Annotated in this window: 12 protein-coding genes; 4 read left to right on the top strand and 8 right to left on the bottom strand. The window is 72.7% G+C overall.

Annotated elements, in window-relative coordinates:
- The first annotated feature begins 1 nt into the window (after window position 1).
- Complete coding sequence (recX, locus tag CP984_RS10230; protein WP_003983549.1) at window positions 2–688, top strand: recombination regulator RecX; 687 nt, start codon at window positions 2–4, stop codon at window positions 686–688.
- 1,048 nt (window positions 689–1,736) lie between these two features.
- Window positions 1,737–2,897, top strand: coding sequence for a hypothetical protein (locus CP984_RS10225; protein ID WP_003983548.1), 1,161 nt, complete (start codon window positions 1,737–1,739; stop codon window positions 2,895–2,897).
- Window positions 2,898–2,961: 64 nt separating this feature from the next.
- Here the strand turns inward: CP984_RS10225 and CP984_RS10220 are convergent, their stop codons facing one another.
- From CP984_RS10220 to CP984_RS10190, 8 genes are all read right to left on the bottom strand, one after another.
- Entirely contained in the window at window positions 2,962–3,339 is a 378-nt protein-coding gene (locus CP984_RS10220) for a rhodanese-like domain-containing protein (protein ID WP_003983547.1), read from the bottom strand.
- Complete coding sequence (locus CP984_RS10215) at window positions 3,336–3,881, bottom strand: cupin domain-containing protein (RefSeq protein ID WP_003983546.1); 546 nt, start codon at window positions 3,879–3,881, stop codon at window positions 3,336–3,338. Before CP984_RS10215 ends, CP984_RS10220 begins: the two co-directional genes overlap by 4 nt.
- Before the next feature lie 79 nt (window positions 3,882–3,960).
- Window positions 3,961–4,047 carry a putative leader peptide gene (locus CP984_RS42780; protein ID WP_312024649.1) on the bottom strand — a complete coding sequence of 29 codons (87 nt, stop codon included), beginning with the start codon at window positions 4,045–4,047 and terminating at the stop codon, window positions 3,961–3,963.
- A 33-nt stretch (window positions 4,048–4,080) separates the two neighbouring features.
- Window positions 4,081–6,228 (bottom strand): FAD-dependent oxidoreductase, encoded by a 2,148-nt coding sequence (locus CP984_RS10210; RefSeq protein ID WP_226048638.1) that lies wholly within the window; start codon window positions 6,226–6,228, stop codon window positions 4,081–4,083.
- Between the two features lie 162 nt (window positions 6,229–6,390).
- On the bottom strand, window positions 6,391–7,356 hold the full coding sequence (locus tag CP984_RS10205; protein WP_003986664.1) for an amino acid ABC transporter permease: 966 nt from the start codon (window positions 7,354–7,356) through the stop codon (window positions 6,391–6,393).
- Entirely contained in the window at window positions 7,353–8,000 is a 648-nt protein-coding gene (locus tag CP984_RS10200) for an amino acid ABC transporter permease (RefSeq protein ID WP_003986665.1), read from the bottom strand. Before CP984_RS10200 ends, CP984_RS10205 begins: the two co-directional genes overlap by 4 nt.
- A gap of 267 nt (window positions 8,001–8,267) precedes the next feature.
- Window positions 8,268–9,176 carry a glutamate ABC transporter substrate-binding protein gene (locus tag CP984_RS10195; RefSeq protein ID WP_003986666.1) on the bottom strand — a complete coding sequence of 303 codons (909 nt, stop codon included), beginning with the start codon at window positions 9,174–9,176 and terminating at the stop codon, window positions 8,268–8,270.
- Window positions 9,177–9,231: 55 nt separating this feature from the next.
- The gene (locus tag CP984_RS10190) at window positions 9,232–10,017 is read right to left on the bottom strand and encodes an amino acid ABC transporter ATP-binding protein (protein WP_003986668.1); all 786 of its coding nucleotides are present in this window, start codon (window positions 10,015–10,017) and stop codon (window positions 9,232–9,234) included.
- A gap of 336 nt (window positions 10,018–10,353) precedes the next feature.
- Here CP984_RS10190 and CP984_RS10185 point away from each other — a divergent pair, with 336 nt between their 5' ends.
- Both CP984_RS10185 and CP984_RS10180 read left to right on the top strand, forming a co-directional pair.
- A complete protein-coding gene (locus CP984_RS10185; RefSeq protein WP_003986669.1) occupies window positions 10,354–11,094 on the top strand; it encodes a response regulator transcription factor in 741 nt (246 codons plus the stop codon).
- Between the two features lie 18 nt (window positions 11,095–11,112).
- The gene (locus CP984_RS10180; protein ID WP_003986670.1) at window positions 11,113–12,522 is read left to right on the top strand and encodes a sensor histidine kinase; all 1,410 of its coding nucleotides are present in this window, start codon (window positions 11,113–11,115) and stop codon (window positions 12,520–12,522) included.
- The last annotated feature ends 110 nt before the right edge of the window (window positions 12,523–12,632 follow it).

Here is a 12,632-nt window from a genome sequence, read left to right as displayed (position 1 = left end):
CGTGACGCGGCGAACGGAATGGCCCGAGGACCGCGGCTACGGCCATGGTGACGGCGTCGTTCACGACGGGGGACGTGACGACGCCGGCCGGGACGGCGGCATGGCCGCCGGAGCCGAGAACCGTGGGAAACGCAAGGACGGCGGTGGTCCCTCCTCGTCGAGGGCCGAGGCGGGGCCGCCGCGCACGCCCGAGGAGCAGGCGCGGGCCATCTGCCTGCGCCTGCTCACCGGGTCCGCGCGCACACGCAAGCAGCTGGAGGACGCCCTGCGCCGGCGGGGCATCCCCGAGGAGGCGGCGCAGGAGGTGCTGTCCCGCTTTGAGGAGGTGGGGCTGATCGACGACGCGAAGTTCGCCGACGCCTGGGTGGAGTCCCGGCACCACAGCCGCGGCCTGGCCCGCCGCGCGCTCGCCCGTGAACTCCGCACGAAGGGCGTCGACGCGTCGACGGTCGACGAGGCCCTCGGCCAGCTGGACCCCGAGCAGGAAGAACGCACGGCCCGCGAACTGGTCGACCGCAAGCTCCGGACGACCCGCGGCCTGGACCGGGAGAAGCGCATACGCCGCCTCGCGGGCATGCTGGCCCGCAAGGGCTACGCCGAAGGACTGGCTCTGCGCGTGGTCCGACAGGCACTGGAGGAGGAGGGCGAGGATCCGGAGCTGATGGAGTATCAGCTGCCGGAGGTGTGAGGGGAGCGAGACGTGAGGGGGTAGAGGTGTAGCGGGCGTGCGGGCGTGCGGGCGTGCGGGCGTGCGGGCGTGCGGGCGTGCGGGCGTGCGGGCGTGCAGGCGTGCAGGCATGCAGGTGTGGAGGTGGCGGTGGGTGGGATGGGGGGGAAGGGAGAGGGCCGCTCCGGGCGGGGCAGGGGCTCGTCGGGCGCCGCGAGCGCAGGGTGTTGCGCGCATGTGGTGACGCGCGGAGGGGCGGGGCGTCCGTAGTCGGGTGGTGCGTGCGGCCTTCCAGGCGGCGAGGTGGCTGGTGACGGTTGCGTGGTCGAGAGGTGCGGGCGGCGCAGCGGCTGGTGATGGTTGCTTGGCCGGGGGTACGTAAAGATGCGGCAGTCCGGGCCCGAGCGAGCGTTGCCCGGCTGTCTGCGCCTGAGGGGAGCGTTGCGGCCGTCCACGCTTGAGGGGAGCGTTGCGGCTGCCCGTACCTGGGAGAAACGTTGCGGCTGCCCGTACCGGGAGGAGCGAGGAGCCACCCGTACCGGGAGGAGCGTTTCGGCTGTCCCTACGGGACGAAGCCGCCCGCACCGGGAGGAGCGAGGAGCCGCCCGTACCGGGAGGGGCATCGCGGCTGCCCTTACGGGACGAAGCCGCCCGCACTGGGAGAAGCGAGAGCCCGCCCGTACCGGGAGAAGCGACGAAGCCGCCTGTGCGAGAGACGAAGCCGCCCGTGCCGGGATAGACAAAGGAGCCCCCCGCACCGGCAGATGCAATGCCTCGCCCGCACCCGGAAACAAGCGACGTTCCCACCCGGCCAACAAGCGGATCCCCCCCGGAGAAGAACCGGACCCTCACCCTGGGGAAATCCCCCCACCAACACGGTGGTTGACCGCAATGTGCCGCACCTGCCGCGCACGGCAGAGTGCGGAGCATGATCTTTGACCGATTCTCCGGCCGGTCCGTCCTGCCGGGCACCACCGCCCTCGCATTGGGCTGTGCCGCGGCCGTTCTGGCTACAGCAGCGGCTCCGGCGACGGCGGCCACGACGGCGCGGGCAGCGGAGGCCGGGGCCGTGTCCGGTACCTGGTCTGCTGCCTCCCATTCCTCCCCGGCCAAGCCCGAGCGGTCCTCGGGCACCGGTTCGATCGTTTCGGCCACCCTCGTCGTCGATCTTGACGCGAAGGAGGTCGCGGCCCGTCTGGAGAAGGCCGGTATCGAGGCGGCCCAGGTCCGTTACGGCGTACGGGCCCACCGGATCGTCTACCGCACCCGTGGCGCGGACGGCCGACCCACCACGGCCAGCCAGCTGGTCGTCATACCCAAGAACGGCAAGCGTGATCTCCAAACCGTGTCCTGGCTGCACGGTACGACCGTGTACCGGGGCGACGTGGCCTCGGTGAACGACGCGTCCACCGACCGGGCCGCGGCGTTGCTGTTCGCCTCGACCGGACGGGCCGTGTCCGCGCCGGACTACCTCGGCCTGGGCGTGGGGCCCGGCACTCATCCGTACGGAGATCCGCGGACGACCGTCACCGCCTCGGTTGACGCGCTGCGGGCGGCTCGCGCGTTCGCCCGGCAGGACCGCCGCAGCCTCGGCAGACACGTCCTGGTCAGCGGTTTCTCGCAGGGTGGGCCCGCCACCATGATGGTCGGGCGGGCCCTTCAGGAGGGCGTCGACCCGTATTTCCGTCTAGGGGCGCTCGCCCCGGTCGCCGGGCCCTTCGACCTGAGTGCCTTCGAGGCTGCCGCGGCCGATGACAAGGTGGTCCGGTCGTCGCTCTACCTGGCGTACTTCGCGACCGCGTGGAACCGGCTGTACGGCCTGTACGACACACCGGGGCAGGCGTTTCGCGCCCCGTACGACAAGATGGTGGAATCCCTCTTCGACGGTGACCACAAGGCGTCCGAGATAGCCGCCGCCCTGCCGGCGACCTCGAAGGACCTGTTCACCCCGGAGTTCCTCGACAAGGTCCGCCACCCCACGGGGAAGCTGCGGCAGCGGATGAACGCGCTGGACACCACCTGCGACTGGCACCCGGACGTACCGGTGCACCTGTACCACGCCACGGGCGACAAGGACGTGGCCTTCGAGAACGCCCGGTACTGCCAGCGCCAGTTGACCGCCAACGGGGCCGTGAACCGGCTCACGGACGTCGGGGACCTCGATCACAACGGGACGGTGCGCGCCGCACTGCCCCTGGTGGTGCGGCAGTTCGACGCCATACGCCGATGAGCGGGACCGGCGGGCCCGCCCCAGGCAGACCCGCCGTGCCGTCACCCCGTACCGGTAGCCCGCCTCACCCCCGTACCGGCAGCCCGGCCGCGCGCCACGCCTGGAAGCCGCCCACCAGGTCGGTGGCCCGGTACAGACCTAGCTGGCGCAGGGAGACGGCCGCGAGGCTCGACGCGTAGCCCTCGTTGCAGACAACCACGACCGGCAGATCGTGGCCGGTGGCCTGCGGGGCGCGGTGAGCGCCCGTGGGGTCCAGGCGCCATTCCAGTTCGTTGCGCTCGACGATCAGCGCGCCCGGGATGGTGCCGTCGCGTTCGCGCAGCTCCGCATAACGGATGTCCACCAGCAGCCCGCCGTCCCGCTGGATCTCCGCGGCCTGGTGCGGCGCCACCCGGTCGAGCCCGGCGCGCGCCGCCTCCAGGAGCGCGTCGACGGCGCTCACCGCCAGTCCTCCGGGCGCTCGACCTCTTCGAGGCGCAGGACCGGGCCGGTGCGGCTGTAGCGGCGCATCAGCGGCAGCGGCGGGTAGTAGGCGTGCACCGACACGGCGTGGGCGTCGGGGGAGAGGTTGAGCACCTGGTGAACGTGGTGCGGGCCGAAGGCGCGGCCGCGGCCGTCGGCCAGCGTCCGCTGCCGGTCCACGCCGTCCGCCAGTTCCAGCGTCTTCCAGCCCTCGGTGGGCAGTTGGGCGGCGAGCGACTGCTCGGTCAGCGTGCCCGCGGCGGTGGCGAACGCGCCGTGCGAGCCGCCGTGGTCGTGCCAGCCGGTGCCCGTACCGGGCGGCCAGCCGATCAGCCACGCCTCGCTGCCGCCGGGCCCCTCCAGGCGGATCCAGGTACGGCCTTCGGGGTCGAGGGGCAGGGAGGCGACGAGCGGGGCGTCGGCGGCGGTACGGCGGACGAAGTCGAGGAGTTCGGCGGCGCCGGGGCCGGGGCCGCCGGTGGCGGCAGGGCGCGGGCGCGCAGGGGTACGTACATCGGGCACAGGAACCGTCCTGAGTGATCGCGAAGAGACGCGCGCGGGCAGCGGTGAACGCGGCGGCGCGCGGGGGCATGGATGCGGATCAGCAGGACGGACGACACACGCAGCCCGCGTAGCGGACCAGGTCCAGATGGACCCTCCGCCAGAATCGCGAACCGCTTTCCGTCACGTTCCGGAGTCAAGCACGGGGCTTCCCGCAGGGTCAACCGCCGGCCGACCGTACCTGCGCCTCGGACATGCCCTCCGGTACGTCCCGCGACACGCTGCCCGGTGCGCCCCCCGGCGCCTCCCCGCCCGCCTGCGGGAATGCCCCGTCGACGGGGAGCGGCCCGCCGGACGGGCGGCTCTCCGGACGCCGGTCCGCGGCCGGTTCCCCGTGCGGTTCCGAGTGCGCTTCCGGGTGCGGCTTCGAGTGCGGTGCCGAGTGCGACTCCGATCGCGTGTCCGGATACGGTGCCGACCGTGTGTCCGGATACGACCCCGCCTGCGTCTCCGGATACGGCTCCGATCGAGCACCCGAATGAGCCCTCTCGCCGGCCGTGCGGGACGGCTTCCCGGTACGGCCTCCAGCCCCATCCGATCCCGCTGCACCGGCACCCGTACCCGCCTCATCCGAACCGCCCCCGGTCCCCCCACCCCGCACCGCGTCCGCGCACGCGTAGAGCTCCGCCGGGCGTACGCCGCCCATGGCCGCGACCAGGTGCCCGTCGGGGCGTACGACCAGGACGGTGTGCGCCACCGCGCCGGGGTATGCCTCGGCGACCAGCACCTCGGCGCGCATCGGCAGGGCCTCCACCGCCTTCGTCAGCCGCGGCATCAGGCCCGCCGACTTCCAGTGCCGCCGCTCCCACACGCCCGTGCCCGGCGCGACCAGCACCACCAGCAGCCCGTGGCCCAGCCGTGAGCGCAGCGGTACCTGGGACCCGTCCGGCGCCGTCACCGGTACGTCCGCGACCGGCGCGCCGACCGGAGTGCCCACCGGCAGCGTCCCCGCCGGGTCGGTGGCCGGCGCCAGGGGAGAGCGGGCGTACGCGGGGGGCGCGCCGAGCGGGCCGCGCCCCAAGTGGCCGTCGGTGAGCATCGCCGTGTGGCCGCGGGCCGCGCCCGGGAGCACCGCGCGCCACCGGCCGCCCCGCTCGCCGTCGCGCAGCAGCGGCAGCGCCCGGTCGGCCGCGCGCAGCCGGGCCGTCACCGCGCCCCGGCGCTCCGCCTGGTAGCTGTCCAGCAGGGCTTCCGAAGCGCCCTGGTGCCAGGCCAGCGCCAGCTTCCACGCGAGGTTCTCGGCGTCCCGCAGCCCCTCGTCCAGGCCCTGGGTGCCGAGCGCGCCGAGCAAGTGCGCGGCGTCCCCGGCGAGGAAGGCCCGCCCGCGCCGCCAGCGCCGCGCCAGGCGGTGGTGCACCGTGTGCACGCCGGTGTCGAGGAGCTCGTACGGCGGTACGGCCGGAAGGCGCGGGTCACCGGCGCCCGCGGGGGCGCGCGATCCGGCGCCCGCAGCACCGTACGCACCCGCCTGCGGCCCGCTCCCGGCACCAGAACCGCCCCTGCCCCCGAAGTCCGCCCCGGCCCCCGACCCGCTCCCCGACGCCGCTTCGGCGGTCCACACCGCCAGTGAGTCGCGGATCCGGGCCACCAGCGCGTCCGGGGTGACCAGGTCCCGGCCGGGCGGCAGCAGCCAGTCCAGCCGCCACAGGCCGCCGGGCAGCGGCCGGGCCGTCACCTCGCCGCCGGACCCGCCGCCGCCCTGCCGCGCGGGCGAGCGGTGCAGCAACGCTTCCCCGGGCCAGGGAAGTTCCGTACGCAGCGCGGCCACCGCGTGCCGCTCGACCGCCGTACGGCCGGGGAAGCGCACCTCCAGCAGCTTGCGGACCGTCGAGCGCGGGCCGTCGCAGCCGACCAGATAACTGGCTCGCCACCAGGCGCCGTTGGAGCCGCGGGTGTGGGCGCTGACGCCGTACGCGTCCTGCTTGAGTTCGTCGAGCCGGCTGTCCGCGACGATCCGGGCCAGTGGCTCGCCCGCGAGCGCGGTGCGCAGCGCGCGGGTCAGCGCATGCTGCGGCACGTGCAGGGGGGAGGGCGCCTCCGGGCCGAACTCGACCCGCTCCAGCAGGCGCCGTCGGCGCACCGCGCGCCAGGCCGTCCAGCGCGTGCCCGTCGACTCCAGAGCCGGGCCGCAGCCCAGCCGGGTCAGGAACGCGGTGGTGTCGGGGCGCAGCACGACCGTGCGGGCGGGACGCGGATCGATCGCGCCGGGGGCTTCGTCCAGGACGACGCTCGGAACGTCGAGGCGGGCGAGGGAGAGGGAGAGCGCGAGGCCGACCGGGCCGGCCCCGACGACGATCACCGGGTCCACGGCGTGGCCACCCCGGTGCGCGGATACTTACGGGACGTACGGGAACTGGCAGTTGGAGCCCGGTGCGCGATCACACAGCGTATGCAACCCACTGCGGGCGCCCGCGTCAAGTGACGGGGCAGCGGCGCGCGCGGCACTGCCCCCGTCCAAGGTGTCACACCGTCAGGTACCGGCGCCGCCCCCGCCGTGGATGTCCGGCGGCCGCCGGGTGTCGACCGGGCCGCCGGGGGTGCCGTCGGCCCCCTCCAGCGCGTCGGAGGCGGTGACCGGCTCGGCGGCCCCGGCCATCACGATGCCGGTCTTGGCCCGCCGGCCGCGGCGCTCGATCCAGTTGGCCAGCCCGGACAGCGCCAGACACATCGCCACGTAGATCGCGCCGGCGACGATGATCATCGGCACGTACGGGTTCTCGTCGTTGACGACGATGGTGGCGGCCATCTGCTGGATCGTGAACAGCAGCTCCTCGAAGGTGATGACGTAGCCGAGCGAGGTGTCCTTGAGGGTCACCACCAGCTGGCTGATGATCGTCGGCAGCATCGCGCGGATGGCCTGGGGCATCAGCACCGTCGTCATGACCTGTGTCTTGCTCATGCCGAGCGCGTACGCCGCCTCGCGCTGGCCACGGGGCACCGCGTTGATGCCGGCGCGCAGCACCTCCGCCTGCACCGCGCCGTTGTAGACGGTCAGCCCGACGACCAGCGCCCAGAACTGCGGGGTGTCACCGGTCAGCCCCAGCTCCTCCTTGTAGGAGAGCAGGATCACCCACAGGGCGTAGATCGTGATCAGCAGCGGGACGGCCCGGAAGACCTCGATGAAGCCGGTCGCCAGCCAGCGCACCGGCTTGTGGTCGGAGAGCCGGGCGACCGCGAGCAGCACGCCGAGCGCGACGGAGAGCACCGCGGCCACCGCGAAGACCTGGAGGGTCGTCAGGACGCCGTTGCGGATGTTGGTCCGTACGCCCGCGTTGTTGAAGATGTTCCACATCTCGGGCGCGAACTGGCCCTGGGAGGCCAGCCGTACCACGACGAAGACGAGCAGGCCGACGACGGCGAGCACGCCCACGACGGTGTAGACGCGGTTGCGTACCTTGGCCTTGGGCCCCGGGGCGTCGTAGAGGACGCTGGTCATCGGGCCACCTCCAGGCGGCGCTCCAGCAGCCGGAAGAGGCCGCTGATGGCGAACGTGATGATCAAGTAGGCGAGGGCGATCCAGAGGAAGATCCAGCCGATCGGCCGGCCCTGGTCGTTGAGCAGCTTGGAGACGCTGAACAGCTCGGTGTTGCTGAAGGCGCCCGCGATGGCCGAGTTCTTGGTGAGCGCGATCAGGATGCTGCTCAGCGGCGGCAGCACGGTGCGGGTGGCCTGGGGCAGGATGATCAGGCGCAGCGTCTGGGTGAAGGTCATGCCGATGCTGCGCGCCGCCTCCGCCTGTCCCAGCGGCACGGTGTTGATGCCCGAGCGCACGGCCTCGCAGACGAACGAGGACGTGTAGAAGCCGAGCGCCAGGGTGGCCAGGACGAACGGGCTGGTGCCCGGGAAGAGGACCTGCGGGACGACGAAGAAGGCGACCAGGAACAGCAGGGTGAGCGGGGTGTTGCGCAGCAGCGTCACCCAGGCCGTCCCGAAGGCGCGCAGCGGGGGCACGGGCGAGACCCGGAAACCGGCTATGAGGAGGCCCAGCAGGATGGCGAGCGCCGAGCTGGCCGCGGTCAGCGACACGGTTCCGAGGAACCCCTTGCGGAACTCGGGTAGGAAGTCGAGGAGTACGTTCATGGGTTCTCCGCGGTAGCGGTCAGGGGCAGCGGCGGACGGGTGGACGGCCCGGCTCGGGGTGTGCGCGGCGCGCGGGTACGGGAGCGGTCCGGCCTGCGGACGCTTCCGTACGCGGTGCACGGGTGGATGCCCGGGAGCGCGGGAAGGGCCCGCGCCCGCGTACGCGCGGGCGTCCCGGCGCGCGGTTCCTCAGGCACCCACGCCCCGTACGCCCGCCGAGGCGGCGTACGGGGCGTGCGGCAGCGGGCAGGGGCGGTGCGACCCGGATCAGGTGCGCGGCAGCGGCGTCTGCGGCGCGACGAAGCTGGTCCCGGACTTGCCGAGGGTGCCTTCGTACGCCTTCTTGTAGTCGCCGTTCTTGATGTGCTTCTCCAGCGCGTCGGTGATCGCGTCCCGCAGCGCCTTGTCGCCCTTCTGCAGGCCGACGCCGTACGGCTCCTTGGTGAACGGCTTGCCGACGACCCGCAGCTTCTTGGGCCGCTCGGCCGCGTACCCCTTGAGGATCGCGTCGTCCGTGGTGACCGCGTCCACCTGGCCGTCGAGGAGCTGCTTGACGCACAGCGAGTACTTGGCCAGTTCGGTGGTGGTCGCCCCGTACTTCGGCTTCTTGATCTCCTGGAGCGGGGTGGAGCCGACGATCGAGCAGACCTTCTTGCCCTTGACGGTGTCCGGCCCGGTGATGGACTTGTCGTCCCGGCGCACCAGGAGGTCCGCGCCCGCGGTGTAGTACGGGCCCGCGAAGTCGATCTGCTTCTTGCGCTCGTCGTTGATCGTGTACGTGCCGACGTAGTAGTCGACCTGGCCCTTGGAGATCGCGGTCTCGCGGACGTTGGAGTCGACCGTCTTGAACTCGATCTGCTTCTCGGAGAAGCCCAGATCGGCGGCGATCATCTTGGCGATCTCGATGTCGAAGCCGGTCCGCTTGCCGGTGGTGTCCTGGAAGCCGAGGTAGGGCTGGTCGGCCTTGGCGCCGATGGTGATCTTCCCGGCCTTCTTGGCTTCCTTCCAGGCCGGCGAGTTCACGTTCGCCTTGTCGTTGACCGGGTACGTCCCGCTGTAGACATCGCCGCCGGACGCCTTGTCGCCGGCCGTGCCCGACTCGCCGCCGCATGCGGTCGCCGTCGCCGCCAGCGCGAGCACCACCGCACCCGCCGCGGCCGTCTTACGAATCCTCATGGTGAACATCCTTCGGTTCAGCGGAAGTTGGCAATCATGATGACCGGCCGAGTGGTCAGTGGTGGAGGATCTTCGAAAGGAAGTCCTTGGCCCGGTCGCTGCGCGGGTTGCTGAAGAACTGGTTCGGCTCGGCCTCTTCGACGATCCGGCCGTCCGCCATGAAGACGACGCGGTTCGCGGCCGAGCGGGCGAAGCCCATCTCGTGGGTGACCACGACCATCGTCATGCCGTCCCGGGCGAGCTGCTGCATGACCTCCAGCACCTCGTTGATCATCTCCGGGTCGAGGGCGGAGGTCGGCTCATCGAAAAGCATGACCTTGGGGTCCATCGCCAGGGCCCGGGCGATCGCCACCCGCTGCTGCTGTCCACCGGACAGCTGGGCGGGGTACTTGTCCGCCTGGGTGCCGACCCCCACCCGGTCCAGCAGGGCCCGGGCCTTCTCCTCGGCCGCCTTCTTCTCCGTGCGGCGGACCTTGGTCTGGCCCAGCATCACGTTCTCCAGCACCGTCTTGTGCGCGAAGAGGTTGAAGGACTGGAACACCATGCCCACGTCGGCGCGGAGCCGGGCCAGCTCGCGCCCTTCCTGCGGCAGCGGCTTGCCGTCGATCGCTATGGAACCGGAGTCGACGGTCTCCAGCCGGTTGATCGTGCGGCACAGGGTCGACTTGCCGGACCCGGAGGGCCCGATCACCACGACCACCTCACCGCGCCGGATGGTCAGATCGATGTCCTGGAGTACGTGCAGCGCGCCGAAGTGCTTGTTCACGTTGTCCAGCACGACCAGCGGGTCACCCGCCGGCGCGGGACCCTTGTCGTTCTTGGTCACCGATACTTCGCTCATCGGCGTACAGCTCCGTCCTCCTCGATTGGGGAGGACCCTAATGACGCCCCGCGACCAGCGTCATCACATCTGAGCGGGATTTGAGCATAACGATACGGCCGCGGAGCGACACGCGGCGTGCACGGGGCGCACGGCCCCGGCGCCCGGTGTACCGGGTGCATAACGGAACCGCCCCTTCGGGAATACCCCCTTGACGTGCGTGCCGTCCATCGCCGTAGATGCCTTTTGGCCGCCCCGCGGGCGGCCGACCCCGTACGCGCCCGCGTGCGGACGTACACCTATGCACCCGCGCGTCCAGATATGCGCGGCCGGGCGGACAGCGTGAGGAGGGGGCCGGTGCGGCTGCTGCTCGTGGAGGACGACGACCATGTCGCCGCCGCCCTGTCCGCCGTGCTGTCCCGGCACGGCTTCGACGTCACCCATGCGCGCAGCGGCGAGGAGGCGCTGCAGTCCCTGCTCCCCGGCGACCGGGAGCCCTTCGGGGTGGTCCTGCTCGACCTCGGCCTGCCCGACCAGGACGGCTTCGAGGTCTGTGGCCGGATCCGGCGGCTCGGCAGCACCCCGGTGATCATGGTGACCGCGCGCGCCGACGTACGGTCGCGCATCCACGGTTTGAACCTCGGCGCCGACGACTACGTGGTCAAGCCGTACGACACCGGTGAACTGCTCGCCCGTATTCACGCCGTCAGCCGGCGCCGCCCCTCCGCGCCGCCCCCGGGCGGTGAGCCGCCCGCCGAGGAGGACGCGCCGCGCGAGGCGCTGCGGCTGGGCGCCGTCACCATCGAACTGCCCACCCGCCAGGTGGCCGTGGGCGGCGCCGCCGTGCCGCTCACCCGTAAGGAGTTCGACCTGCTCGCCCTGCTCGCGCAGCGGCCCGGCGTGGTCTTCCGGCGGGAGCAGATCATCAGCGAGGTGTGGCGCACCAGCTGGGAGGGGACCGGCCGGACGCTGGAGGTGCACGTCGCCTCGCTGCGAGCGAAGCTGGGCATGCCCGCGCTGATCGAGACGGTGCGCGGCGTCGGCTACCGGCTCGTTACGCCGCCCGCCGCCGTGGCACCGGCCGGCCCGGCCTCCTGACGACCCCGGCACCGCACCGTGCGCACCCGACTCCTCCCGCTCCTGATCATCCTGCTGGCCGGCGTGCTGCTCGCGCTCGGCTTCCCGCTCGCCGGCATCACCGCCACCGTCGAACAGCAGCGGGTGGTCGTCGACCGGATCGACGACGCCGCGCGCTTCGCCTCCCTGGCGCAGTACGTCACCACCCGGCCCGGCACCGGCCGCGAGACCCCCGACGAGGATGAGCGGCAGTCCACCCTCGGCGCCGAGCTGCGGCGCTACCACGAGCTGTACGGCATCCGCGCGGGCGTCTTCTTCCGCGACGGGACGCCCATGGCGGCGGCGCCCGCCGACTGGCGCGTACCGGCAGAGGGGGAGGGCGCGCGGGCCTTCAGCGAGGCGCTGGCGGGCCGCCGCAGCCACGACCCCCGCCAGATCTGGCCCTGGGACGACGGCGGTCGCATCCCCGTCGCCTCGCCCGTCATCCGGGACGGCGACGTGGTGGCCGTGGTCGTCACCGACTCGCCCACCGGGCAGATGCGCTCCCGCATCCTGCACGGGTGGCTGCTGATCGTGGCCGGAGAGTTCCTGGCCATGCTCGTCGCGGTGGCCGCCGCCTTCCGGCTCACCGGCTGGGTGCTGCGCCCCGTGCGCATCCTGGACGCGGTGAGCCACGACATCGCGACCGGCCGGATGAACTCCCGGGTCGCCCCCGCCTCCGGGCCGCCGGAACTGCGCCGCCTGGCCCGTTCGTTCAACGAGATGGCCGACAACGTCGAAGTCGTGCTGGAACAGCAGCGCGCCTTCGTCGCCGACGCCTCCCACCAGCTGCGCAACCCGCTCTCCGCGCTGCTGCTGCGCATCGAGCTGCTCGCCCTGGAACTCCCCGAGGGCAACGAGGAGATCGCCTCGGTCCGTACGGAGGGCAGGCGCCTGGCCCGGGTCCTGGACGACCTGCTGGACCTGGCGCTCGCCGAACACGCCGCCGCCGACCTCCAGCTCACCGACGTCGCCGCGCTCGCCGCCGAACGCGTCGACTCCTGGCGCCCGCTGGCCGACGACAAGGGGGTGCTGCTGTCCTACGAGGGGCAGCGGGCCGTCACGGGCTGGGCGGACCCGGTCGCCCTCTCCAGCGCCCTGGACGCGCTGGTCGACAACGCCCTGAAGTTCACGCCCGCCGGGGAGCGGGTCACCGTCGGCGCGGCGCCGGACGGCGAACGCGTACGGATCACCGTCCGCGACCACGGGCCCGGCCTCACCGAGGACGAACTGGCCCGTATCGGCGACCGCTTCTGGCGCAGCGGACGCCACCAGAACGTCTCCGGGTCCGGCCTGGGCCTGTCGATCACCCGCGCGCTGCTGGCCGCCGGGGGCGCCACCCTCTCCTTCGCGCCCCACCGGCCGCACGGGCTGCGGGTGACCGTGGAGGTGCCGCGCACCGCTCCCTGACCGCCCGCACCGGGCGCCGTCCCCGCGCCACCGGCCGCCGGTGTGGACCTGTGTTACCGTTGACGGCGTTGCAGTTGTGGTACCCATGAACTTTGTGCGCGCCCGGTGGC

The organism is Streptomyces rimosus (assembly GCF_008704655.1).
Classification (GTDB): Bacteria; Actinomycetota; Actinomycetes; order Streptomycetales; family Streptomycetaceae; genus Streptomyces; species Streptomyces rimosus.
This window is presented reverse-complemented; position numbering and strand designations above follow the sequence as displayed.

What these genes read in the sequence shown, in the direction of transcription:
- CP984_RS10205 (WP_003986664.1), bottom strand. Translation starts at nt 7,356, where the DNA reads ATGACCAGCGTCCTCTACGACGCCCCGGGGCCCAAGGCCAAGGTACGC.
- CP984_RS10200 (WP_003986665.1), bottom strand. Translation starts at nt 8,000, where the DNA reads ATGAACGTACTCCTCGACTTCCTACCCGAGTTCCGCAAGGGGTTCCTC.
- CP984_RS10195 (WP_003986666.1), bottom strand. Translation starts at nt 9,176, where the DNA reads ATGAGGATTCGTAAGACGGCCGCGGCGGGTGCGGTGGTGCTCGCGCTG.
- CP984_RS10190 (WP_003986668.1), bottom strand. Translation starts at nt 10,017, where the DNA reads ATGAGCGAAGTATCGGTGACCAAGAACGACAAGGGTCCCGCGCCGGCG.